Here is a 23308-nt window from a genome sequence, read left to right on the forward strand (position 1 = left end):
CGTCCGGACGGCGTCAGGCGGCCAGGCAGAGCCCGCCGTGCGAGGTGTGCGAGGCTCGCGAGGAGTGCGGCGAAGCGGAAACGCCCCGGCCCGCGGCGGTGTGCCGCGAGGTGATGCGGACGAGTTCGCCGTGCGCCCGCGCCAGCAGGTCGCCCAGGCTCAGGCCGAGGGCGTGGGCGGCGGCCGCGAGGACCTCCGAGGAGGCCTCCTTGCGGCCGCGCTCCACCTCCGACAGATACGGCATGGAGATCCGGGCGGCGTCGGCGACGTCCTTCAACGTCCGTTCCTGTGTGAGGCGTTCGTTCCGCAGGACCTCACCGACCAGGTCACGCCACAGGGGTTCCCGGGGAGCGGGGGCGGTGGATCCCCGGCCCGGCGGTATGACGGCGGGCCGCGGTGCGGGCGCCCTCCGCTGGGGCGGAGCCGGGCGGTCGGCGGGCTGCGGGCGCAACGGAAGGACGCGGGCTTCGTTCGACGCTTGGTTGGTCACTCCTTCAGCCTAGGAGCGGGCGACGCCGGGGCAAGGGACCGGCATTGCGCCCTGGGTGGAATACGGCGGCGGCCCGTCCCGGCGGTCCTGTTCGCAAGTTGTGACCCGTTCGGGCCAGCGCGGCACCCTCTCCGTCACCGGAAGGCACGGGGGCACGGCAACACTTTCGCGCCTGCCTGCTCATACTGTGGGCATGGTCCGTCAGGACCTGGGTACCCGCAAGCCGGAAGGACCCCGAGCAGATGCCCAGCCGTGACTTTCGTGGGAGAGGTAGAAGGTGATGGACACCGCCGTGATCCGGTCGGAGGCGCAGGTTGTCGAGGAGAACACCGAGGCCAGGACGGGTGACGGACCCCTGCCCGGAGTCGTGGACCCGCGGGCCGTGGCGCCACGGGACGCCAGGGAACTGTCCCGTCAGTTCTTCCAGCGCCTGACGGAGCTCGAAGAGGGCACGCACGAGTACCAGTACGCGCGCAACACCCTCATCGAGATGAACATGTCCCTGGTGCGGTTCGCGGCCGGCCGGTTCCGGGGCCGTGGCGACGACATGGAGGACATCGTCCAGACCGGCATGATCGGCCTGATCAAGGCCATCGACCGGTTCGAGGTGTCGCGCGAGGTCGAGTTCACCTCCTTCGCGCTTCCCTACATCGTGGGCGAGATCAAGCGGTTCTTCCGCGACACCACCTGGGCCGTGCACGTGCCGCGGCGGCTCCAGGAGCTGCGCGTGGAGCTCGCCAAGGCGCGCGAGGAGCTCGCCAGCCGACTGGACCGCGAGCCGACCGTCGCCGAGCTCGCCACGCTGATGAACATCTCCGAGGACCAGGTGATCGAGGGACAGATCGCCGCCAACGGGTACAACTCCTCCTCGCTGGACGCCGCCCTCACCGGCGACGGGCCGGAGAGCGGCGAGGCGGTCCTGGCCGACTTCATCGGTGTGGAGGAGGACGGACTGCGGCTCGTCGAGGACTTCCACTCACTCGCCCCGCTCATGGCCGAGCTCAGTGAACGCGACCGTCAGATCATCCATATGCGGTTCGTCGAGGAGGCCACCCAGGCGGAGATCGGCGAACGGCTCGGCTGCTCACAGATGCATGTCTCACGGCTGATCAAGCGGATCATCACCCGGCTGCGCGAGGGCATGTTGGGCGAGCTCGGCTGCGCCTGAGCACGGTCTGAGGCGTGCGCCCGCTGGGGCGCACGCCTCAGACGCGCCCCGGCGCGGGTCGTCGTGCGTCGTCTGCGCGCGACGGCGTGCGCGCACACGGGGACTTGCTCTGGGAGGCAACGGCGCGCACGGCCGGGGCGTGGTCGGAACGCGGACGGCGCGCGTACCGGGGAGTGGTGGGCAGTCGTGGGGAGTCTCCGGAACGCCACAGCGCGCTCGTACGGCACGGATCAGAGGAAGACGGCAGCCGCCTCGCCCTCGCGGGTGGGACGGCATGTGTGTCTTCGGGGCCGGCAGGCTCGGCCGGGAACGCGCCCGACCGGTCAGGTCGTGAGGCTCAGCACGGCGCGTACGCGTTTGCCGACCGGCACGCGCTCGACGGTGACCTCGTCGGCCAACGCGTGGACGATCTCCAGGCCGTGCCGGCCGATGCGCTCGGGGTTGCGGGGAAATATGCGGGGCAGAGCGGCGCTGCTGTCGTAGACCGCCACCGTCACGGAGGCGTCCGTGCCCTCCAGCTCCAGGATGTACGGCCCGTTGCTGTGCCGGTCGGCGTTGGTGACCAGCTCGCTCACCACCAGCAGGACGGCACCGTCGACGCGGTCGTCGATCGCGGCGCACCACTCGGTCCTGAGCTGGTCGAGGAAGTGCGCGGCGAAGGACCGTGCCTCGGCGATGCATCCCGGCTCGCCGGTGTAGTGTGCCGCCCGCCGCAGCGGTTCCACGGGCACGTCGAAACCAGTCGGTATCACTGCCCCGTCCAGGTGCTCGATCATGCGTTTCTCTCTCGGATGCCGGACTGGCCGGACGCTCTGCATCAGTCCTCGTACCCCGAGCCGGGCTCCGCAGTCCACTCAGAAATGTGTTCGCCGCCGCATGCGTACGGCATCGTCGGGGTCGCGTGGGGCACTCGGGAGGGGCACGGAGCCGGCCGACGGCGGCCGGGTCCGGCTCGCCGGAGGTGCGCGGTGGCCTGGTGGATGTGGCTGGTCGTGGCGGTCGCGGCGGTCACCGCCGTGGCCGTGCTGACGCTCGCCGTGCAGGCCGCCCGGCGGTCGGGGACGGTCGTCGCGGTCCGGCGCCGGCCCGGCGGGAAGGGCGGGCGATGAGCGAGCTGATGGCGGCGCGGAGCCTGACGACCCGGCCGGTGGTCACGCTGGGCGGCGACGCGGTCGCCCAGGTCAAGGACACCGTCTTCGACGCCGCCGCGGGGCGTGTGACGGGATTCACCCTCAGCGGCCGCGGCCTGCTCTCGGGTCCCCTGAAGCAGAGCCTGCCCTGGTCCGGGGTGCACTCCCTGGGGCACGACGCGGTCATGATCCGTGATCCGGACGTCCTGGTGGCCACGGACGCCGTGGTGGCGCGCCGTGAGGCGCTGCGCGGGCGGGTGCTCGGAGCTCAGGTCCTCACGGACGCGGGCACCGAGGTCGGCACGGTGCTCGACGTGGTGGTCGAGGGCGGCACCAGCGGCCGGGTCGTCGGGTTCCGGATCGCCGCGCACCGGTCGCTCGTACCGGGCTCGCGGCGGCACCGGCGCCGGGTGTACGTGCCCCGGGGCGAGACGCTCGCCGTCTCCGGCCGGGCCCTGGTCATCCCCGCGGACGCCACCCGGTACGTCGCCGACGACCTGCCGGCCTTCGTCGCCCGGGTCGGCGCCTTCCACCACTCCCGGAAGGACACGCCGTGATGCTGCTCTCCCAGGCCCGGGGGCTGCCCGTGGTCACGCTGGCGGAGGCGGACGAGATCGGCGCCGTGCGGGCCCTGACCGTGGACGCCGCGTCCGGTGTCGTCACGCACGTCCGTGTCCGGGGCCGGCGGTCCCGCAGGGAGACCGCGCTGCCGTGGGGTGCCCTGCACGCCCTCGGCCCGGACGCCGTGCTGGTCCGCTCGACCACCGCCCCGGACGCGTCCCCGCCGCACCACGACCTGCTCGGCCGCAGGGTCCTCACCGAGGCGGGCGACGAGCGCGGAACGGTTCAGGACGCGGTGTTCGACCCGGGCACCGGCCGCATCGAGGTGGTCCGTACCACACTCGGTGACGTGCCGGCCGACCGGCTGCTGGGGCTGGGCGACTATGCCCTGGTGGTGCGGGCCGGCTGAGTCACGGCGCCCGGGAGGCGGCCAGCGGCCCCGCCGGGCTGGAGGTCTCCTCGTCCGCCGGGGACGAGGTCTCCGTCTCCTGGGACTCGCTCGTCGGGGGCTCCGGCGACGGCGGCTCCGAGGTCGGCGGGGACGGCGAGTCCGGGGACGGCGAGTCCGGGGACGGGCTGTCCGGCGACGGGCTGTCCGGCGACGGCGATTCGGACCGCGGCGAGGCAGGCGTGGACACGCTCGCCGACGGCGTGGTCTTCTCCGGCCTCTTGGTCTCGCGGTCCTTCGTGCCGGTGTCGCCGCGACGCCGCTCGAACCACTCGCCACCGTCGGGGTCGTGGACGACGAAGACCTTGACCACCTGTGGTGCGGGCGTGACCACGACGGTGTTCGAGGGACGGAACGACGGCCACGCGTCACCCGTCCACTTCGGTGCGGTCCGCAGGGCGACCGGCGGGGTCAGCGGGTTGCCGCAGGCGCAGCGCACGCGCGGCACTCCCCGGTCGTCGACCAGGACGGCGGTACCGGCCTGGAGGACGGCCTGGTAGCTGGTCGCGGCGCCGTCGCGGTAGCCGTGGTTGGTGACACGGGTGTCCATGCGCAGCTGGACCGGGGTGAGCGAGCGCAGGTAGGCCGGCACGTCCGACGTGCCGATGCCGAGGACCGAGGCGAAGGCCGTGTTCTTCTCCGGAGCCGCCTCGAGGTAGGTGATCTGCTTCTCGATGTCGCAGCTGGCGACCTTCCGGGTGCCGCCGTACAGCCCGGGTGCCCCGCCCTCCACGGCGCGGACCGCGTTCGGCGGGGCCGACTCGGTGGCCGGGGAGGGGGTGGCCGGCGGGACCGTGCTGTCCTTCGCCGTCGACTCGGTGAACGGGTCGGGTCCGGTCTGCCCGGCGGACTGGAGGAAGATCTCGCCCTCACCCGCGGCCGTCTGGGTGCCTCCTCCGCCGCCGCCACCGGAGCGGCTGAACACGACGGCGAGAAGCACGGCGGCCACGACGACCGTGGCGAGCACCGCGAGGCGGGGCACGGAGCGCCACCACGGCCGACCGGGCTCGGGGGTCCGCCCGTCACCGCCCGGCGGCCGCGGGGGCGGCCCCCCGGAGGGCGGCTGGGACGGTGGCCGGGAGGGGCCCGACAGCGGACCCGAGGGCGGTCCTGTGGGGCGGTCGGACGACGGTGGTTCGACGCTCACGAGCTCTTCTTCCCGCGTGGGTTCTCCGCGGCATCCACACCTTCACACGGATTTCTCTCGATGTGCACCGCTTTCTCCGCTATGTATTCATTGTGTGCGCGGGTGCCATACCGCCCGCAAGCCGACGCGGACGGACCTCCCGGCGGGCGGTTCGCCTGGGTGCTGCTTAGCGTGACAGCGTGACCTCGCGAACCACCTCCGCGCAGACCGTCGCCCGGCACAGCTGGGTGCGAGCCGTGGTCGTGGTGCTGGCGGGGCTGGTCGCCATGGGGGCTGTCGCCGCGCTGGGCCTGTGGGCCGCCGGGGCGGCGGACCTCCCGGAGGGCGCCTTCCCGCGCGTCGTCGCGGCGACCGTCGTCACCTCCGTGGGCGGCTCCGTCGAGCTGGCCGGGGCCGCCGGAGGGCTCGCCGAGACCGACGCCGGTCTGACCGTGATCCCCCTGTCGGTGACGCTCACCGGGGCGCTGGTGATCGCCGCCGGTTTCCTGCGGCCGCTGCGGCACCGGGCGGTGGCGAGCGCCGCGGAGCTGGGCGGCTGGGCGGCCCGGGTCGCCGTGCTGTGGCTGCTGGGACTGCTCGGTCTGGCCCTCGCCGCCCGCCAGACGTTCGAGATCGACCTCGGCGACACGCTCGGCGACATCGGCGACCTGCTCGGGCTGCGGCCGGAGGTGGGTTTCACCACCGACGTGCCCACGACGCTGTTGTTCGGTCTGCTGTGGCTGGCCGGTGTGCTGGTGCTGGCGCTGGTGGTCGCGCGCGGGGCTCCGCTGCCCGGCCGGCTGCTGCGCTTCCAGACGTCGGTGCGGCCGGCCGCGTACGCGATGGTCCTGCTGCTGTTGGCGTACGTCGTGATCGGGGTCGTCGTGGGCCTGGTCGTCGCGGCCACGCGCGGACACGCGGCGGAGACGTTCGCCGTGCTCCTGCTGGGTGTGCCGAACCTGGTCTGGCTCGGGCTCACCATCGGACTCGGCGCCACGTGGAACGGCCGGGTGGAGGGGCCGTTCGGGCTGCCCATGCCGCACGTGCTGGACGAGGTGCTGCGCACCTCGGACGTCTCCGCGCTGAATCTGCGCACGCTCTCCGAGCACGACGGCCGCGTGTGGTGGCTGCTGGTGATCGACGCGGTGCTGCTGCTGGCCGCCGCGTTCGCGATGGCGGCCCGTTCACCGGCGCGCATCCGGGCCTGGCAGCACGCCCTGCACATGGCGGTCGCGCTGGCGCTCACGGTGCTGATGATCTGCCTGGTCGGCCGGATCTCCGCGCACTACGGCCTGTCCGTGCTCGGCATCGGCGACCTCGGCGGCGGGCTCACCGGGGAGCTGTTCCTGCGGCCCCGTCTGTGGTCCGCGCTGGGCCTGGCCGTGCTGTGGGGCCTGGTCACCGGCTTCGCCGGAGCGCTGCTGGCACGGCGGGTGCCCCGGCGGGGCGGCACGGAGGACGTCTGACGGGTGGCCGGGCGGGGGCGGAACGGACCGCGTCCGACGCGTGCCCCGGCGAGACGCCACGGACGGCGTGCGACGCGCGCGGAACGGACCACCGCTGACGCGCGCCCCGGCGAAACGCCACGCGGGCGTCCGCCGGTTGCCTGGGCGGGGGCGGAACGGACCACGTCCGACGGGCGCCCGGCCGGGGGACGCACGGGCGCCCGACGGGACCCCGGCATGACGCGACCCGCGGACGCCCGACGGGACCCCGGCACGACACGACCCACGAACACCCGCGGAAGCCGCCGCACGACACGACCCACGAACACCCGACGGAAAAGCCCGGCAGGGCGAGGCCGACGGCTTCTGCGCCCGCGTTCCTCACACCCCGCCCCCGAAGACCGGCGCGGCCCAGCGGGGCGGCGGCTTCGGCCGGTCGTCGGCGGGATCGGGGACGTGCAGGTCCACGTGCGTGGGGGCGTATCCGCCCGCCGCCCTGCCCGTCGTGGCGTTGCGCAGGGCGGTGACGAAGGCGAGGCAGGACGGGTAGCGGTCCTCGGGGCTCTTGGCCAGGGCCTTGGCGAAGACGGCGTCGACCTGCTCGGGCAGGTCGGGGCGGGTGCGGGTCAGCGGCGGCGGGTCGTCGTACTGGTGGGCCCACAGCAGGGCCATGTCGTCGTCCCGCCGGAAGGGCGGGTGGCCGGTCAGGGTCTCGTGGACGACGCAGGCGAAACCGTAGACGTCGCAGCGTGCGTCGACCGGGCGGCCCGAGATCTGCTCGGGGGCGACGTAGTCGAGGGTGCCGACGAACTGGCCGACCGTGGTGAAGCCGGTCAGGGACAGCGACTTCTTCGTCAGGCCGAAGTCGGTGAGGTAGACGTGCTCCGGGTGGTCGCTGTCGGTACCCCGGGAGACCAGGATGTTGCCCGGTTTGACGTCCCGGTGGACCAGGCCGTGGTCATGGGCGGCGTCGAGAGCGGAGGCGACCTGGGCGGCGACGCGCAGGGCGGTGGCCGGGGGCAGCGGGCCCTCGCGGTCGAGGAGGTGGCGCAGGTCGCTGCCGGCGACGTACCGCATGGCGATGTACAGGATGCCGTCCGTCTCGCCCGCCTCGAAGACGGGCACGATGTGCGGGTGGTCGATCGCGGCGGCGGCGCGGGACTCGTGGGTGAAGCGGCGGCGGAAGGTGTCGTTGCGGGCGAGTTCCGGGGCGAGCAGCTTGAGCGCGACCGTGCGTTCCAGGCGCAGGTCGCGGGCGCGGTAGACGACGGCCATGCCGCCGCGGCCGATCTCCTGCTCGATGCGGTAGCCCGCGACCTGCCGTCCGACGAGTTCGGAGGGCCGGCCCGTGAAGAGGCTGGTGTCGCGGCTCATCCGGTGTCCCCGTCGGGGGTCACGGCCCGGGTGGCGTCGTGCGCCACGACCTGGGTGGGATCGCCGGTGACGACCTGGGTGGGCGGATGACCGGGATCGGCGGCGGCGCGGGGCGGCGTGTCGGTGACGACCTGAGTGGGCGGATGACCGGGATCGGCGGCGGCGCGGGGCGGCGTGTCGGCGGCGTAGGTGCTCAGGCGGGTGCCGTCGGTGTAGACCCACCGCTCGTGGCCGGGGTCGTACAGCCATACGGACTCGCCCTCGACGACGAGGCCGATCCGCAGCCCGTGGGTGCGGGCGCGGAAGGACCCGCCGTCGAGCGCGCCGCGCACCAGGTCCTCGACGGCACGGCGGTAGCGGGCCAGGGCCTCCTCGGCGCGGGCCAGCAGGGGGCGCGGGTCGGCGGTGCGGGCGAGCGGGGCGCCTGCGACGGGCGGGTCCTGCGGTACGGCGACCAGGCAGCGGCCGTCGACCCAGGCCGACCAGCCGTTGGAGCACAGCACGTGCCCCCAGTCACCGAGCCGTTCGACGAGCTGGACCGGCAGCAGCGGGTCGAGGGCGACGGTGGGCCGCTCGGGGTCGGGCGCCTCCCAGGCGGGCATGCCGTGCTGGGGGACGACGTGCGTGGGGCGGAAGCCCGGGGCCGGCGCGGTCGACGGCTGTGTCATCGGATCGCCTACCTCCGCATCACGGCGGGTTCATGGCGGCGCAGCAGCCGGGACACCAGGAATCCGAAGAGCGCCGACAGCACGAGCAGCATTCCGGCGTCCAGCAGCCACACGTCCGCCTCGTGCCGGAACAGGGGGTCGTCGCCCAGTTCGCCGGGCACGATCCGGGCCAGCCCGATGGTGCCGGCCATCGCGGCGAAGGCCCACCGCGAGGGCACCAGCCAGGCGAGCTGCTCCAGGCCCGGCACGCCGTCCAGCTTCAGCAGGGCACCGCAGAAGACGACCTGGACGAGGGCGAGCAGCACCAGCAGCGGCATCGTCACCTCTTCCTTGCGCACCAGCGCGGAGACGACCAGGCCGAGCATCATGGCCGTGAACGCGAGCAGCGCCACGACGACCGTGATCTCGGCCAGGGGCGGCATCAGCACGCCCTCGCCGTCGGGCGCGTTGAGGTCGACCCCGAGCAGGGCGACGACGGTGAGCACCACCGCCTGCAGCACCGTGATCGCGCCCAGGACGACGACCTTGGACAGGAGGTACGCCGATCTGGACAGGCCCACCGCCCGCTCCCGCTGGTAGATCACGCGCTCCTTGACGAGTTCGCGCACGGCGTTGGCGGCGCCGGCGAGCACCGCGCCGACGCACAGGATCAGCAGCGCGTTCAGCGCGGTCTTCCGGGTCAGCTCGCTGCCGGCCAGGGCCCGGCCCATCGCGCCCATGACGAACGGCAGCGCGATCATGATGGCGAGGAAGGTGCGGTCGGCGCTGAGCGCCGCCGTGTACCGGCGGACCAGGGTGCCCAGTTGGGCGCCCCGGCCGCGCGGCCGGGGCGGCCGGGCGATGACGACCGGGCCCGACCGGGGCTGTCTGGGCTGCACTGTGGCGTCGGCCACGTACCGCCGCTGCCAGGGCGAGGCGCGGAACTCCCCCGCCCAGTCCCGGTCCTGGTCGCGTTCGAACGCCTCGAAGGCCTCCGGCCATTCGTCGAAGCCGAAGAAGGCCAGGGCGTCCTCGGGCGGTCCGTAGTAGGCGATCTTCCCGCCGGGCGCGAGCACCAGGAGGCGGTCGCACACGTCCAGGCTCAGCACGCTGTGGGTGACCACGATGACGGTACGGCCGTCGTCGGCCAGGCCGCGCAGCATGTGCATCACCGAGCGGTCCATGCCGGGGTCCAGTCCGGAGGTCGGCTCGTCGAGGAAGAGCAGCGAGGGCTTGGTGAGCAGCTCCAGGGCCACACTGACCCGCTTGCGCTGTCCGCCGGACAGACTGTGCACGGGCTGCCCGGCGCGCTGTTCCAGGCCGAGTTCGCGGATGACCTCGTCGACCCGGGCCCGCCGCTCGGCCTTGGCGGTGTCCTGCGGGAAGCGCAGTTCGGCGGCGTACGACAGGGCTTTGCGGACGGTCAGCTGGGTGTGGAGGATGTCGTCCTGCGGAACCAGGCCGATGCGCTGGCGCAGCTCGGCGTAGTCGCGGTAGAGGTCGCGGCCGTCGTACAGCACTGTGCCGTGGTCGGCGGGCCGCTGCCCGGTGAGGGCGTTGAGCAGCGTGGACTTCCCGGCGCCGCTCGGGCCGACGACCGCGAGCAGGGACTTCTCCCCCACCGGGAAGGAGACGTGGTCGAGCAGCGTCTTGCGGCCCCGGTCGACGGCGACGGTGAGGTCCTGCACGTCGAGGGAGATCTCGCCGGTGTCGACGTACTCCTGCAGCTGGTCGCCGACCAGGCAGAACTCCGAGTGCCCGATGCCGACGATGTCGCCGGGGCCGACGGGGGCGCTGGTGACGGACCGGCCGTTGAGGTACGTGCCGTTGTGGCTGCCGAGGTCGGCGATCTCGTACGTCCCGTCGGGCAGGGCGCGCAGTTCGGCGTGCCGGCGGGAGACGACGAGGTCGTCGATGACGAGGTCGTTGTCGCTGGCGCGGCCGATGCGGACGGTGCGGGCGGGCAGCGGCCGTACGCTCGTGGGCTCGCGGAAGGTGCCCGTCAGGCCGGGCATCGAGACCGCCGAGGGGCGTTCCGGGGCCGGTGCGGAGCGGCCGAGGAGGACGGCGCGCGGGCCGTCGGCCGGATTGCCGAAGCGCAGGACGCTGCCCGGTCCGACGTGCCATTCGTGGACGCGGTGGCCGTCGGCGTAGGTGCCGTTCGTGCTGTTCTCGTCCTCGAGGGTCCAGTGGCCGTCGTCGGGTCGCAGCACCGCGTGGTGCCACGAGACCCGGGCATCGTCGAGGACGATGTCGCTCAACGGGTCGCGTCCGACGCGGTAGTCGCGGCTCGGGCTCATCACCGTGGAGCCGGTCTCGGTCTCCAGGACGAGTTCGGGCGCGGTCGGCGCGACCGGCCGTTCAGCCATGCCAAGATTCTACCGATGTGCCCGGATACACGCCTGATCGGGGGGCGGCGCGGCCGCTGGTCAGGCGACGGGGACGCCGACGGCCGGAGCCATCCGCTGCATGCGCAGGGCGTCGACGGACTCGGCGAGCAGTTCGTACTCGGTGGTGTCGTCACTGGTGGCGATGCGCACCAGCCGCCCGGCGGCCAGTTCCTCGGCGACCGCTTCCTGCCGGGCGGCGTCGGCGCACCAGGCGCGCAGGACGGCGGGCACGTCGGGCACGCTGTCGGCGACGGGGACGAGCGCGCCGGGCGGTAAGTGCTCGGCGTCGGGCTGCGGGTCCAGGCGCTGGGCGATCCAGCTCGCCCGGTCGCGCAACCACCACAGGGCGAGGGCCAGGGTGGGCGCCCGGTAGGTTCCCAGGGGGACGCCGATGCGCCGGCCGCCGCAGACGCCGTACGCGGTGACGTGACACAGGAACTCGTCGTGCACGTTGCCCCTCCCCCGTTGCCCTGCTCGCGTGCCGGCCGGCCTCGTTCGGCCCCGCGGCGCGTGTGCTGTGCGTGAGGGCGCCGTCGCCCTGTGGAAGCGCTCTCGCTGTTGAGTATGTTCACTACTGAAACACTGTCACCATGTTTTTCCGGCCAGTCTCCTGGCATATTCGCCGCCGCCGGTGGCCGAAACCCGGCGGGCGGCGCGCCCCGGGAGAGCCACAAGAGCCCCCGGCGGCTTGAGCCGCATGAGCTCGGAGGCATGAGCCGCATGACGTCGCCGCATGACGTCGGAGGTAATCGACGCCTCCCGGCGGGTGCGGGCATGGTGTGCGCACGGGTCGCCACCACCGCGGTCCGGGCCCTGACCAGCACAGACGACCTCAATGGAGGCTGATCACCCATGTCCGCACCCGCCAACCGATACGAGGACGCCGTCGCCCGCTACTTCGAGGCATGGAACGCGGACGGCCAGGAGGCGCGGGCCAAGGCGGTCGCCGCGGCCTGGACCGCGGACGGCGGCTACACCGACCCGCTCGCCGACGTCAGCGGCCACGACGGGATCGCCGCCCTGATCGCGGCGGCGCGCGAGCGGTTCCCGGGGTTCGTCTTCCGGCTCGCCGGGGGCGTCGACGGGCACCACGACACCGCGCGGTTCTCCTGGGAGCTGGTGAACGAGACCGACGGCTCGGCGCCCGTCGCCGGGTCGGACGTGATCACGCTGGACGAGGCGGGCCGGATCACGTCGGTGCTGGGGTTCCTGGACCGGGTGCCCGCCGGGGCGTGAGGCCGGCCCCGGCGATGAGTTCCGCGCCGTCCGGCGGTCTCTGCTTCGGGCGGTCCTCGCGTGGGGGACCGCCCGAAGCGGAGGACATCATGGCCAGGACCGGACACCTGGAGGCGGAATTCACCGCCGTCCTGCGCAGGAGCCCCGAAGAGGGCGGCTGGACCTATCTCGTCTGGCCGGAGTCCGTCGGCTTCTTCGGCACCCGCGGCCTGGTCAAGGTGCGCGGCACGATCGACGGTCACCCCTTTCGCAGCTCCTTCATGGCGCTGGGCGACGGCACGCACATGCTGCCCGTGAAGGCGGGCATCCGCGCGGCCATCGGGAAGGGGGAGGGCGACACGGTCACCGTCCGGCTGGAGGAACGGCTCGGCTGACGGGAGGAGCCGCTCGGCTGACGACCGGTTCCCGCAGACAGCCGCCGTCTCCGGGAACCGTGGCGCGGTGCCCCTACCGGTTGACGACCGCGTCGATCCGGGCCAGCTCCTCGGCGTCGAAGTCGAGGTTGCGGACCGTGGCCACGCTGTCCTCCAGCTGCTGCGGGCTGCTCGCACCCACCAGCGCGGAGGTCACCCGGCCGCCGCGCAGCACCCAGGCCAGCGCCATCTGCGCCAGGGTCTGGCCGCGCGACTTGGCGATGTCGTTGAGGTCGCGCAGCTTGGCCACCAGGTCCTCGGTGAGCGCGTCGGAGTTCAGGAAGGGGCTGTCGCTGGCCGCCCGGGAGTCCTCCGGGATGCCGTCGAGGTAGCGGGCGGTCAGCACGCCCTGCTCCAGCGGGGAGTAGGCGATGGAACCGGCCTGGAGCTCGTCGAGGGCATCCAGCAGGCCCTCCTCCGGGCGCCGGTCGAGCATCGAGTAGCGCGGCTGGTGGATGAGGAGCGGGGTGCCCAGCTCACCCAGGATGCGGGCGGCCTCGCGGGTCTGCTCCGGGGTGTAGTTGGAGACGCCGACGTAGAGCGCCTTGCCCTGCTGGACCGCCGAGTGCAGGGCGCCCATCGTCTCCTCCAGGGGAGTGTCCGGGTCGGGGCGGTGCGAGTAGAAGATGTCGACGTAGTCCAGGCCCATCCGCTTCAGGCTCTGGTCGAGCGAGGAGAGCAGGTACTTGCGCGAGCCCCACTCGCCGTACGGGCCGGGCCACATGAGGTAGCCGGCCTTGGTGGAGATCACCAGCTCGTCGCGGTAGCGCGCGAAGTCCGTCTTCAGGGCCTCACCGAAGGCGGACTCGGCGGCGCCGGGCGGCGGGCCGTAGTTGTTGGCCAGGTCGAAGTGGGTGACGCCGAGGTCGAAGGCGCGGCGCAGGATGGCGCGCTGGGTCTCGACGGGGCGGTCGGGGCCGAAGTTGTGCCACAGGCCGAGCGACAGCGCGGGGAGCTTCAGGCCGCTGCGTCCGGTGCGCCGGTAGGGCATGTCCGCGTAGCGGTCGGGGTGTGCGGTGTACAACGCGACTCCAGAGAGGTTGGCACACGGGATACGGCTTCGGTGTGACCCGGCGGATCACCGGGGGACACGCGAACCGGTAGACACTCTCGCGCGACCTGCGGGCATCCGTCCAACAGAAGAATCCGATGGAATTCAGCGGCTACGCTTCTCAGTCATGGAACTGCGCCACCTCCAGCACTTCGTCGCGGTCGCCGAGGACCAGCACTTCACCCGGGCGGCGGAACGGCTGATGGTCTCCCAGTCGGGACTGTCGGCCTCGATCCGCACGCTGGAGCGGGAGTTGCAGACGCCGCTGTTCGTGCGCACGACCCGCCGGGTGACGCTCACCCCTGCCGGGCGGGCGCTGCTCGCCGAGGCGGAGCGGATCCTCGCCCAGGTGCGCGCGGCCCACGAGGCGGTGGCCGCGGTGCAGGGCGTGCTGCGCGGCATGCTCGCGGTGGGCACCGAGCAGTGCATCGCCGGGGTCGACGCGGCGAGGCTGCTGGCCGCGTTCCGGCGGCGCCACCCGGACGTGGAGATCTGCCTGCGGCAGGCGGGCTCGGGCGCGCTGGCGGAGGAGGTCGCGGCCGGGCGGCTCGACCTGGCGTTCGGGGTGCGGGTGGAGGCGGACTCCGACCAACTGCGGTCGGTGTCGCTGACCAGTGAGCCGATGACGGTGCTGTGCCACGCCAGCCACCGGCTGGCGGCCGTCGGTGCCGCCGTCACCCCGGAGGAACTGGGCGGCGAGGTGTTCGTCGACTTCCACCCGGACTGGGGTCCGCGCCGCACCACCGACGCCGTGTTCGCCGCCGCGGGCGTACGGCGCAGCGTGGCGCTGGAGGTCAACGACGTGCACACGCTGCTTGACCTGGTGGACGAGAACCTCGGTGTGGCCGTCGTACCGCGGCACTTCGCGCACAAGCGCGCGTCGCTGACGGCCCTGCCGGTGAAGGGCACCGGCGAGGCGGTGTACGAGACGGTCGCCCTGCTGCCGCCCCCGCAGGCCACCAGTCCGGCGGCCCGGGCGCTGATGGCGCTGCTGGACCCCGGCGCGGAGGACGGCGGGGACGCGTGAGGGACGCGGATGCGCGATGGTGGAGCCATGCATGCGAAGGACATCCTCATCGACGGGTACAGCCGCATCCAGGAAGAAGTCCACGCCGCCGTCGAGGGCCTGGACCCCGACGATCTGACCGCCCGCCCCTCCCCCGACGCCAACTCCATCGCCTGGCTGGTCTGGCACCTGACCCGCGTCCAGGACGATCACGTCGCCGACGCCTTCGAGCTGGAGCAGGTGTGGCTGTCCCAGGACTGGCACAAGCGCTTCGCGCTGGGCCTGCCGCGCCATGACACCGGGTACGGCCACAGCCCCGCGAAGGTCGCCAAGGTCCGGGTCGACTCCGGTGACCTGCTGACCGGCTACTACGACGCCGTCCACGAGCAGACCCTCGCGTGCCTGAGGTCGCTGGCCGCCAAGGACCTGGAGCGCATCGTGGACGAGAGGTGGGACCCGCCAGTCACTCTGGGCGTACGGCTGGTCAGCGTCCTGTCCGACGATCTGCAGCACGTCGGACAGGCCGCCTACGTACGAGGGCTGCGTCAGAGCGCGGCCTCGTAGCCGGGCAGGACCACGTCCCGGATGAGCGCCCCTCGCTCGTCGAACGGGATGAACGCGCTCTTCAGGGCGTTCACCGTGACCGTGCGCAGATCCTCGACCGTCCAGCCCGCCTGCTCGACCAGCAACGACATCTCGCGGGTCATGGTCGTGCCCGACACCAGCCGGTTGTCGGTGTTGAGGGTGACCCGGAAGCCGAGGTCCTTCAGCGCGGTGATGGGGTGCTCGGCGATCGAGGTGGCCGCGCCGGTCTGGAGGTTGGAGGTCGGGCACATCTCCAGGGCGACACGGCGGTCGCGGACCCAGCTCGCGAGGCGGCCGAGCTTGCCGGCCTCCAGGTCGGCGATGTCGTCGGTGATGCGCACGCCGTGGCCGATGCGCTGGGCGCCGCACACCTGGAGCGCCTGGTGGATGCTGGGCAGGCCGTGGGCCTCGCCGGCGTGGATGGTGAACGGCACGTTCTCGAGGCGCAGGTGCTCGAAGGCCGCGAGGTGGTCGGCGGGCGGGAAGCCGTCCTCGGCGCCGGCGATGTCGAAGCCGACGACACCGGCGTCCCGGAACGCCACGACCAGGTCCGCGATCTCCCGGGTCCGGTCGAACATGCGCATGCCGCACAGCAGGGTGCCGACCCGCACGGGCGTGCCCGCTGCCGCCGCCTTCGCCATGCCCGCCGCGAGGCCCTCCTGGACGGTCTCGACGACCTCGGGCAGGGTCAGGCCGCCCTTGACCATCAGCTCGGGGGCGTAGCGGACCTCGCCGTAGACGACGCCGTCGGCGGCGAGGTCGAGCACGTACTCCTCGGCGGTGCGCAGCAGGCCCTCGCGGGTCTGCATGACGGCGAGGGTGTGCTCGAAGGTGGCTATGTAGCGCACCAGGTCGCCGGAGTTCGCGGCGTCGTAGTACCAGGCGGCGAGCTCGTCGGGGTCGGTGGTGGGCAGGGTGTGGCCGACCGCGTCCGCGAGTTCCACGACGGTGGCGGGGCGCAGTCCGCCGTCGAGGTGGTCGTGCAGTACGGCCTTGGGGAGGCGGCGGAGGGTCTCGGTGTCGATGCGGGGCGCGGTCATGTGCGGGTCTTTCTGCGGTGTGTCTCGGTGGCGAAGTGTCACTGAGGTGCGGGCTGGAGGAGGTCCCAACGGTTGCCGTACAGGTCCTGGAAGACGGCGACCGTGCCGTACGGCTCGTGGCGCGGCTCCTCCAGGAAGGTCACGCCCGCGGCGGTCATGCGGGCGTGGTCGCGGGCGAAGTCGTCGGTGTGCAGGAAGAAGCCGACGCGCCCGCCGGTCTGGTCGCCGATCCGGGCCCGCTGCGCCTCCGACGAGGCGCGGGCGAGCAGCAGGCCGGTGCCCTGCCCGGGGGTGCCGGGCTCGACGACGACCCAGCGGGAGCCGTCGGGCCGGGACGCGTCCTCGGCGAGCCGGAAACCGAGGGCGTCGGTGTAGAAGCGGATCGCCTCGTCGTAGTCGTCGACCACGAGGCTGACCAGCGCGATGCGTCTCATCGGGACCTCTCGGGCGGGGTGATTGACGGGAGAGGTTATACGTAAAACGCATCGGGCGCCAACCCGGTGCCCGGACCCTGCGAAGACCACCCGGGGGCCCGCCGGAGACCTAGGGCGCGAGTCCGGGACGTAGCGGGTCCCGGGCCGGAGGCGCGGCGATGCACGGGGCGGTAACGTCCCGGCACGAAGATCACCGAGCACCCGCGCGATCCGGCCCGCCGCAAGCGGGACGTCCTGGCCCGCCTGGAGCGCGAGCGCGACATCCGGGTGGCCACGGCGGACGCCGACGGTCTGCCGTACCTCGTCCCGCTGTGGTTCGTCTGGCACGAGGAGGCCGTGTGGCTGTCCACCCGGCTGTCCAATCCGACGGGCCCGGAACCTGCGGGACGGCGGCCGGACCTGGCTGGCGTTCGCAGACACGCGCGATGTGGTGCTGGTCACGGGCCACTCCCCGCTGCAGTGGGCGCTGGCCGGCCGTCACGAGGACACCGTCGAGGCGCTGCTCGCCGCGGGAGGCACTCGCCCGGCCTCCGCCGGCCGCGGCGCAGGCCGGTGACCTCCCGCCTGTCCTTCCCCGTGTGTCACCGGTCTGTCACAGCCGAAGAGCAGGCCACAACGCCGTACGGCGTCGCTTGTCCAACTCAGCGCACGACACGAGCACGACCAACCGACGGGCCAGGCCCGGAGAACTCACGAACAGCGACCGACGGGGGTCCCACCATGATCCGCAGGCGTTCCGCGGCTGTCGCCGCCGCCTCCTTCCTCTTGCTGACCGGCGCCGGCATCACCGCCGCGCCCACCGCCCTGGCGGGCACGCCCGGTGGCACGTACGCCGGTGACCGCAACAGCGACTTCGACGGCGACGGCTACGACGACGTCCTGAGCGGCGCCCCGGGCGGCACCGACGCCGGCCACGTGGGCGCGGGCTACGTCACCGTCCAGTACGGCGCCGCCAACGGCATCGGCACCGCCACCAGCACGCCGAAGGTCCGCACCGCCGTCTTCGGCCAGGCCACCCCGGGCGTCCCGGGCACCGCCGAGGCCGGTGACGGCTTCGGCAGCGCCCTGGCCACCGGCGACCTCGACGCCGACGGGTACGACGACGCCGTCATCGCCGCGCCCGGGGAGGATGTCGGCTCCCTTACGGACGCGGGCCGGGTGACCGTCCTGTACGGCTCCAAGGAGGGGCTGCGCGCCACCCGCGGTGTCACCCTGGGCGCCGCCGCGCCGAGGGCGGGCGCGGGATTCGGCCTGGCCGTCGCCGCCGCCCGGTTCACCGGAGCCACGCCGGGTGACGTCCTGGCCGTGGCCGACCGGCACGGCGTGGACCTGTTCACCTACGGCGCCGGGTCCTTGCAGGGCACGGGCCGTCTCGACACCACCGGCACCCCCGGTGGAGACGCGATCCGCCCGGCGTCCCTGACGAGCGGGGACTACGACGCCGACGGATACGCCGACCTCGTCGTCGCCGGGCGGAGCCTGGAGGAGGACGGCACGGGACGATCGGCCGTCTACACGGGCGGCGCCGGCGGGCTCGCGTACACCCGCGACCTGGGCGGCGGCCCGGCCACCGCCTCCGGAGACATCGACGACGACGGCCACGACGACCTGGTCTTCGGCAGCCCCGACCACCCCGACGACCACCACGAGCCTCTCACGGGTGGCGTCGTCGGCGTGTACTTCGGCGGCGAGGACGGGCTGGAGGGCGTCGACGAGCACGGCACAGCGGCGCAGGTGTGGGCGCAGTACTCCGCCGGTGTGCCGGGCACCGCGGAACTTGGCGACGGCTTCGGCACGGACCTCTCCCTCGCGGACCTGGACGGGGACGGGTACGACGACCTGGCCGTCGGAGCGCCCGGCGAGGACGTCGGCACCGTCGCGGACGCGGGCGCGGTGTGGGTGCTGCGCGGCTCGGCCGGCGGACTGACCGCGGCCGGCGCGCGGTCCTTCGACCAGAACTCGGCGGGTGTGCCCGGCACGGCGGAGAAGGGCGACCGCTGGGGCGGACAGGTCCGGCTGGTGGACACGGACGACGACGGCCGCCACGAGCTGCTGGCCGCGGCGCCGGGCGAGAACACCTCCGACGGGGTCGTGTGGGTCCTGCCCGCCGCTACCACCGGCGTGGTGACCGACGGTTCGTGGTCCTACGGCGGCGGCTCGCTCGGCGCCCCGGGGACCGACGCCCGGTTCGGCGCGGCGATCGACGAGTGAGGTCGCCCATCTGACGAACCCGGCCGCGGTACGGCTCCGCGGCCCTATAGCCCGCGCGACGCCCGAGCGCCCGGCAGCCCGGCACTCCGGCAGATCCCCAGGGAGCCGCACACCCACCCACTCGCCGGACTCCTCCCCACCACGAAGGCGAGCGCACCGGCCCCCGCCGCCGCCGGATCGGCTCCGGCGGCGGTCCGCGCCGGCGGATCGCGTACCGCTCACGCGGTTCGCGGCAGCGCTCATGCATCGCTCCGGCATAGTTTGGATCAGTCAGATCATCCATTCGGCTCGACGCAGAGGGGTGGCAGCGTGCCCGGGGAGCATCCGCAGGTGTACGAGATCCTCGACGACCGCTTCCGCACGGGCAGGTGCCAAGCGGGCGACTCGAGGCTGGAGGCCCTTTTCGAAGGCTGCCGCTGGGCCGAGGGCCCCGTCTACGTCCCGGCCGGCCGGTACCTGGTGTGGAGCGACATCCCCAACGACCGTCTGCTGCGCTGGGACGAGACCACCGGCGCGGTCGGCGTCTTCCGGTCCCCCGCCGGTCATCCCAACGGCAACACCCTGGACAACGAGGGCCGCCTCATCACCTGCGAGCAGGGCAACCGCCGTGTCACCCGCACCGAACACGACGGCTCGGTCACCGTGATCGCCGACCGCTTCGAGGGCAAGAGGCTCAACAGCCCGAACGACGCCGCCGTGAAGTCCGACGGCTCGATCTGGTTCTCCGACCCCGACTTCGGGATCGCCACCGACTACGAGGGCCACCGCGCCGAGAGCGAGATCGGCGCCCGCAACGTCTACCGCGTGGACCCGCGCACCGGTGAGGTACGGCTGGTCGCCGACGGCTTCGACGGTCCGAACGGCCTCGTCTTCTCCCCCGACGAGCGCCGACTGTACGTCTCGGACAGCCGGGCCAACCACATCCGCGTCTTCGACGTCCACGACGACGGCACGCTCACCGGCGGCGAGGTCTTCGCGGCGTGCCGGATCGGCAACTTCGACAACATCCGCTTCGACGACGCCGGCCGGCTGTGGGCGGCCGCCATGCACGGCGGTGTGCACTGCTACGACCCGGACGGCACCCTCCTCGGCCGCGTCCTGGTGCCCGGCACCGTCGCCAACATCCGGTTCGGCGGCGCCAAACGGAACCGCATGTTCATCGCGGCCGACACCACGCTGTACTCCCTCGTCATGTCGGTCACCGGCACTCCACCACTGCCGGCCGCGCGCCCGGACCGCACCCGCCCGTGAGTCCGTCAAGGCGGTCGACGAGGCCCGCCGTTTCCGGCCGTCGCCCGCCGTGCTCCGCTCAACCAGCCTGTCGGCGCAGCCCGTCGAGCCGGTTCAGTTCGTCGTCGGTGAGGCGGAGCGCTCCGGCGGCCACGTTCTCCACGAGGTGTTCGGGGTTGCCGGTGCCGGGGATGGCGAGCACGTGCGGACCCTGGTGCAGGGTCCAGGCCGTGCGGACCTGGGCGGGGCTCGCGCCGTGCGCTCGGGCGACGGCCAGGACCTCCTCGTCGTGTGCGGTGCCGGCGCCGAGCTGCTCACCCTCGCCGGCGACGGCGTACTACGGCACGAAGGCGATGCCCTGTTCGCCGCAGCGACGCAGGAGTTCGTCGGTGGCCGGGTCGGGGCGGTCCAGCGCGTACCGGTTCTGCACGCACACCACCGGGGCGATGGCCTGCGCCTCGGCGAGGTGCCTCGGTTCGACGTTGGAGATGCCGAGATGCCGGATCAGCCCCGCCTGCTTGAGGTCGGCGAGGGCGCCGAAGTGCTCGGCGACGGAGTCCTGGCCCATGCGGCGGAGGTTCACCACGTCCAGGTGGTCGCGGCCGAGCTGGCGCAGGTTCTCCTCGACGTGGCCGCGCAGTTCGTCGGGGCGGGCCGGGGTGGCCCACTCGCCGGAGTGGTTGCGGTGCGGGCCGACCTTGGTGACGATGACCAGGTCGTCCGGGTAGGGGGCCAGCGCGCTGTTGATGAGTTCGTTGGCGGAGCGCAGGGCCGAGAAGTAGAAGGCGGCCGTGTCGATGTGGTTCACACCGAGGTCCCTCGCCGTGCGCAGGACGGCGAGGGACCGGTCGCGGTCGCTGGGCGTGCCGAGGTGGAAGGCGGCGCTGCCCGTCAGCCGCATCGCGCCGAAGCCGAGGCGGTGGACGGGCAGGTCGCCGAGGTTCCAGCTGCCCGAGGACTGCGCGGTGATCGTCTCAGAGCTCATCGGCGGAGTCTCGCACATGCCTCGTACGTGCATGCGAGCGTGCGCGGGCCTCAGCAGTACAGGTTGCCGCCGGGTGACGTACCGAGGATCTGGGTGAACCGCTGGTAGGCGTTCACGCGGCTCTGCACCTGGGCGGGGTTCTTGCCGTCGCACTCCAGGGAGCCGTTGATGCTGCGGATCGTCTGGCCGAAACCCGCTCCGTTGACCATGGCCTGATGGGGGGTCATGGATCCGGGCCCGGTCTGAGTGTTCCAGTACCACAGGGCCGTCTTCCAGGCCACGGCGGCGTCGTTCTGCACCAGCCAGGGGTTGCCCAGCAGGTCGATGCCGAGCGCGTCGCCCGCCGCCTTGTAGTTGAAGTTCCAGCTCAGTTGGATCGGGCCGCGTCCGTAGTAGGCGGCCTGACCGGCGGGGCAGCCGTACGGCCGGCTCCAGTCGCAGTAATGCGGGTAGTTGGCGGTGTTCTGCTCGACCACGTGCACCAGGCCACCGGTCTCGTGGCTGACGTTGGCGAGGAAGGCCGCGGCCTCCTGCTTCCTGACCGTGTCGCTGCCGGTGTTGGCGAAGCCGGGGTAGGCACTCAGGGCCGCGGTGAGACCGCTGTACGTGTAGAACGCATTCCGGTTCGGGAACATCTGGTTGAACTGGGCCTCGCTCACCACGAAGCGGGCGTCGGGCGTCCCCGGGCCGCTGTCACAGGCGTAAGGCTCCCAGTACCAGGTGCTGATGGTCGGGTCGTAGCCCGGGTTGTCGTGCTCGGCGATGTAGGCCTTGCCGTCGGTGTAGCGGACGATGTCGCCGGTGACGTACGGCCTTCCGGCCGTCCAGGCGGGGTAGCTCGAGCACGCGGCGGCGGACGCGGGTGTGGCCGGGAGGAGCACCGGTGCGGTGCCCGCGAGGGTGACTGCGGCCAGTACGGCGGAGATGTGGCGCCTCGACACGGAATCAACTCCTTTGCGCGACACGGCCGTACCCGCACAAGGGCAGGGCGCAGCAGAGCCTTGTGCGCACGCGGCCGGGCGAGCCGGCCACGGCGTGGGCACGGCCGTGGTGGGGGGTGTGGAGGCACACTCAACCGCTTTGGTCTGTACCAGTCAAGGGTGTAGACCAGTCACTCAGGACAGCTCGGGTTCAGGGAGTTCAGGGCATGAGCTCTTGCCGTCGCCGTTCGAGGTAGCCGCGCTCGGCCGGGCTGCGGGTCAGGCTGATCGCGGTCTCGTAGGCCCGGACCGCTTCCCCGGGGCGGCCCAGTCTGCGCAGCAAATCGGCGCGGACGGCGTGGAAGACGTGGTAGCCGTCGAGGCCGAGCGCGTCGACGAGGGCGAGGGCCTGGCGCGGGCCCTCGGTCACGGCGACGGCGACCGCGCGGTTCAGTGCCACGACGGGACTGGGAGCGCGGGCCATGAGCTGGTCGTACAACTGGAGGATCTGGCCCCAGTCGGTGGCCTCGCCGCTCGGCGCGTCGCTGTGGACGGCCTGGATGGCGGCCTGGATCTGATACGGGCCCGGCTGGTTGCGGCGCAGGCAGCGGCGGACGAGCGTCTGCCCCTCGGCGATCAGGGCGCGGTCCCAGCGGGTCCGGTCCTGCTCCGGCAGCGGGACGAGTTCGCCCCGGTCGTTCTCGCGGGCCGCGCGGCGTGACTCGGCGAGCAGCATCAGCGCGAGCAGCCCGGCGACCTCCGGCTCGTCGGGCATCAGCTCGGCCAGCAGACGGCCCAGGCGTACGGCCTCGGCGCACAGCTCCGCGTCGCCCGTGTAGCCCTCGTTGAAGATCAGGTAGACGACGGCGAGGACACCGTTCAGCCGCTCGGCAAGGTCGGCGTCGCGGGGCACCCGGTAGGGAATCCCCGCGTTGCGGATCTTCGCCTTGGCGCGGACGAGGCGTTGCGCCATCGTCGGCTCGGGCACGAGAAAGGCCCGGGCGATCTGGGCCGTGGTGAGCCCGCCGAGCAGCCGCAGGGTCAGGGCGACCCGGGCCTCGAGGGCGAGTGCGGGATGGCAGCAGGTGAAGATCAGACGCAGCCGGTCGTCGCGCACGGGGCCCTCCTCGGGCGGTGCGTCGGGGGCGTGCAGCAGGGCGGCCTCGGCGTGCCGAGCCTGCCGGGAGGACTCGCGGCGCAGCCGGTCGATCGCCCGGTTCCGGGCGGTTGTGATGATCCAGCCGGCCGGGCGAGGCGGCGTCCCGGTCTCCGGCCAGCTCCGCACGGCGATGGTGAAGGCGTCCTGGACCGCCTCCTCGGCGAGGTCGATGTCGCCGAGGAAGCGGACGAGGACGGCGACCGCGCGGCCGTACTCCGCGTGGAAGACCTCGGCGATGTCCCTGTGCTCCACGGTCCCC

Annotated in this window: 24 protein-coding genes and 1 pseudogene; 12 read left to right on the top strand and 13 right to left on the bottom strand. The window is 73.0% G+C overall.

What is annotated here, in order from left to right; all coding sequences use genetic code 11:
* Positions 1-13 precede the first annotated feature (13 nt).
* A complete protein-coding gene (locus ACFPZJ_RS04515) occupies positions 14-490 on the bottom strand; it encodes a helix-turn-helix domain-containing protein (RefSeq protein WP_381017510.1) in 477 nt (158 codons plus the stop codon).
* A 280-nt stretch (positions 491-770) separates the two neighbouring features.
* On the opposite strand from ACFPZJ_RS04515, the gene ACFPZJ_RS04520 reads away from it, so the two are divergent.
* Positions 771-1658 (top strand): RNA polymerase sigma factor SigF, encoded by an 888-nt coding sequence (locus ACFPZJ_RS04520; RefSeq protein WP_381017512.1) that lies wholly within the window; start codon positions 771-773, stop codon positions 1656-1658.
* A gap of 323 nt (positions 1659-1981) precedes the next feature.
* Here the strand turns inward: ACFPZJ_RS04520 and ACFPZJ_RS04525 are convergent, their stop codons facing one another.
* The gene (locus ACFPZJ_RS04525; protein ID WP_381017514.1) at positions 1982-2434 is read right to left on the bottom strand and encodes an ATP-binding protein; all 453 of its coding nucleotides are present in this window, start codon (positions 2432-2434) and stop codon (positions 1982-1984) included.
* A 192-nt stretch (positions 2435-2626) separates the two neighbouring features.
* Here ACFPZJ_RS04525 and ACFPZJ_RS04530 point away from each other — a divergent pair, with 192 nt between their 5' ends.
* The 3 genes from ACFPZJ_RS04530 to ACFPZJ_RS04540 are packed head-to-tail and all read left to right on the top strand — an operon-like array spanning position 2627 to position 3758.
* A complete protein-coding gene (locus ACFPZJ_RS04530; RefSeq protein WP_381017517.1) occupies positions 2627-2767 on the top strand; it encodes a hypothetical protein in 141 nt (46 codons plus the stop codon).
* The gene (locus ACFPZJ_RS04535; protein WP_381017519.1) at positions 2764-3345 is read left to right on the top strand and encodes a PRC-barrel domain-containing protein; all 582 of its coding nucleotides are present in this window, start codon (positions 2764-2766) and stop codon (positions 3343-3345) included. Before ACFPZJ_RS04530 ends, ACFPZJ_RS04535 begins: the two co-directional genes overlap by 4 nt.
* A complete protein-coding gene (locus ACFPZJ_RS04540; RefSeq protein WP_381017521.1) occupies positions 3342-3758 on the top strand; it encodes a PRC-barrel domain-containing protein in 417 nt (138 codons plus the stop codon). Before ACFPZJ_RS04535 ends, ACFPZJ_RS04540 begins: the two co-directional genes overlap by 4 nt.
* A gap of 1 nt (position 3759) precedes the next feature.
* Here the strand turns inward: ACFPZJ_RS04540 and ACFPZJ_RS04545 are convergent, their stop codons facing one another.
* The gene (locus ACFPZJ_RS04545; RefSeq protein WP_381017524.1) at positions 3760-4944 is read right to left on the bottom strand and encodes a DUF6777 domain-containing protein; all 1185 of its coding nucleotides are present in this window, start codon (positions 4942-4944) and stop codon (positions 3760-3762) included.
* Positions 4945-5123: 179 nt separating this feature from the next.
* On the opposite strand from ACFPZJ_RS04545, the gene ACFPZJ_RS04550 reads away from it, so the two are divergent.
* Entirely contained in the window at positions 5124-6389 is a 1266-nt protein-coding gene (locus ACFPZJ_RS04550) for a streptophobe family protein (RefSeq protein WP_381017526.1), read from the top strand.
* A 360-nt stretch (positions 6390-6749) separates the two neighbouring features.
* Here the strand turns inward: ACFPZJ_RS04550 and ACFPZJ_RS04555 are convergent, their stop codons facing one another.
* The 4 genes from ACFPZJ_RS04555 to ACFPZJ_RS04570 are packed head-to-tail and all read right to left on the bottom strand — an operon-like array spanning position 6750 to position 11229.
* The gene (locus ACFPZJ_RS04555) at positions 6750-7742 is read right to left on the bottom strand and encodes a serine/threonine-protein kinase (RefSeq protein ID WP_381017529.1); all 993 of its coding nucleotides are present in this window, start codon (positions 7740-7742) and stop codon (positions 6750-6752) included.
* Positions 7739-8410 carry a hypothetical protein gene (locus ACFPZJ_RS04560; protein WP_381017531.1) on the bottom strand — a complete coding sequence of 224 codons (672 nt, stop codon included), beginning with the start codon at positions 8408-8410 and terminating at the stop codon, positions 7739-7741. The genes ACFPZJ_RS04555 and ACFPZJ_RS04560 overlap by 4 nt, the downstream gene beginning before the upstream one ends.
* Positions 8411-8418: 8 nt before the next feature.
* Entirely contained in the window at positions 8419-10758 is a 2340-nt protein-coding gene (locus ACFPZJ_RS04565; protein WP_381017534.1) for an FHA domain-containing protein, read from the bottom strand.
* 60 nt (positions 10759-10818) lie between these two features.
* Positions 10819-11229 (bottom strand): hypothetical protein, encoded by a 411-nt coding sequence (locus tag ACFPZJ_RS04570; protein ID WP_381017537.1) that lies wholly within the window; start codon positions 11227-11229, stop codon positions 10819-10821.
* 402 nt (positions 11230-11631) lie between these two features.
* On the opposite strand from ACFPZJ_RS04570, the gene ACFPZJ_RS04575 reads away from it, so the two are divergent.
* A complete protein-coding gene (locus ACFPZJ_RS04575; RefSeq protein ID WP_381017540.1) occupies positions 11632-12015 on the top strand; it encodes a nuclear transport factor 2 family protein in 384 nt (127 codons plus the stop codon).
* 89 nt (positions 12016-12104) lie between these two features.
* Entirely contained in the window at positions 12105-12389 is a 285-nt protein-coding gene (locus ACFPZJ_RS04580; protein WP_381017542.1) for a DUF1905 domain-containing protein, read from the top strand.
* 73 nt (positions 12390-12462) lie between these two features.
* Here ACFPZJ_RS04580 and mgrA read toward each other — a convergent pair whose 3' ends face one another.
* Entirely contained in the window at positions 12463-13452 is a 990-nt protein-coding gene (mgrA, locus tag ACFPZJ_RS04585) for an L-glyceraldehyde 3-phosphate reductase (protein WP_381017544.1), read from the bottom strand.
* Positions 13453-13606: 154 nt separating this feature from the next.
* On the opposite strand from mgrA, the gene ACFPZJ_RS04590 reads away from it, so the two are divergent.
* Positions 13607-14506: a LysR family transcriptional regulator gene (locus ACFPZJ_RS04590; protein WP_381017547.1), complete on the top strand. Its 900-nt coding sequence runs from the start codon at positions 13607-13609 to the stop codon at positions 14504-14506.
* A gap of 27 nt (positions 14507-14533) precedes the next feature.
* Positions 14534-15049 (top strand): mycothiol transferase, encoded by a 516-nt coding sequence (locus tag ACFPZJ_RS04595; protein WP_381017550.1) that lies wholly within the window; start codon positions 14534-14536, stop codon positions 15047-15049.
* Here ACFPZJ_RS04595 and ACFPZJ_RS04600 read toward each other — a convergent pair.
* Together ACFPZJ_RS04600 and ACFPZJ_RS04605 are read right to left on the bottom strand one after the other, a co-directional pair.
* Complete coding sequence (locus ACFPZJ_RS04600; RefSeq protein WP_381017553.1) at positions 15031-16110, bottom strand: adenosine deaminase; 1080 nt, start codon at positions 16108-16110, stop codon at positions 15031-15033. The genes ACFPZJ_RS04595 and ACFPZJ_RS04600 overlap by 19 nt on opposite strands.
* 38 nt (positions 16111-16148) lie before the next feature.
* The gene (locus ACFPZJ_RS04605) at positions 16149-16544 is read right to left on the bottom strand and encodes a VOC family protein (RefSeq protein WP_381017556.1); all 396 of its coding nucleotides are present in this window, start codon (positions 16542-16544) and stop codon (positions 16149-16151) included.
* Between the two features lie 427 nt (positions 16545-16971).
* Between ACFPZJ_RS04605 and ACFPZJ_RS04610 the strand changes: the two genes are divergently transcribed.
* The 3 genes from ACFPZJ_RS04610 (at position 16972) to ACFPZJ_RS04620 (ending at position 20006) form a co-directional block, all read left to right on the top strand.
* Positions 16972-17100, top strand: coding sequence for a hypothetical protein (locus ACFPZJ_RS04610; protein WP_381017558.1), 129 nt, complete (start codon positions 16972-16974; stop codon positions 17098-17100).
* A 164-nt stretch (positions 17101-17264) separates the two neighbouring features.
* Positions 17265-18755, top strand: a complete 1491-nt coding sequence (locus tag ACFPZJ_RS04615; RefSeq protein ID WP_381017561.1) for an esterase — start codon at positions 17265-17267, stop codon at positions 18753-18755.
* Positions 18756-19064: 309 nt separating this feature from the next.
* Positions 19065-20006 (top strand): SMP-30/gluconolactonase/LRE family protein, encoded by a 942-nt coding sequence (locus ACFPZJ_RS04620; RefSeq protein WP_381017563.1) that lies wholly within the window; start codon positions 19065-19067, stop codon positions 20004-20006.
* Between the two features lie 58 nt (positions 20007-20064).
* Here the strand turns inward: ACFPZJ_RS04620 and ACFPZJ_RS04625 are convergent.
* From ACFPZJ_RS04625 to ACFPZJ_RS04635, 3 genes and pseudogenes are all read right to left on the bottom strand, one after another.
* Positions 20065-20970, bottom strand: a pseudogene (locus tag ACFPZJ_RS04625) (aldo/keto reductase).
* A 50-nt stretch (positions 20971-21020) separates the two neighbouring features.
* Positions 21021-21911: a glycoside hydrolase family 19 protein gene (locus ACFPZJ_RS04630; protein ID WP_381017564.1), complete on the bottom strand. Its 891-nt coding sequence runs from the start codon at positions 21909-21911 to the stop codon at positions 21021-21023.
* 199 nt (positions 21912-22110) lie between these two features.
* Positions 22111-23301, bottom strand: coding sequence for an RNA polymerase sigma factor (locus tag ACFPZJ_RS04635; RefSeq protein ID WP_381017565.1), 1191 nt, complete (start codon positions 23299-23301; stop codon positions 22111-22113).
* Positions 23302-23308 lie beyond the last annotated feature (7 nt).

The sequence above is a fragment of the Streptomyces bullii genome (assembly GCF_042657145.1).
GTDB lineage: Bacteria > Actinomycetota > Actinomycetes > Streptomycetales > Streptomycetaceae > Streptomyces > Streptomyces bullii.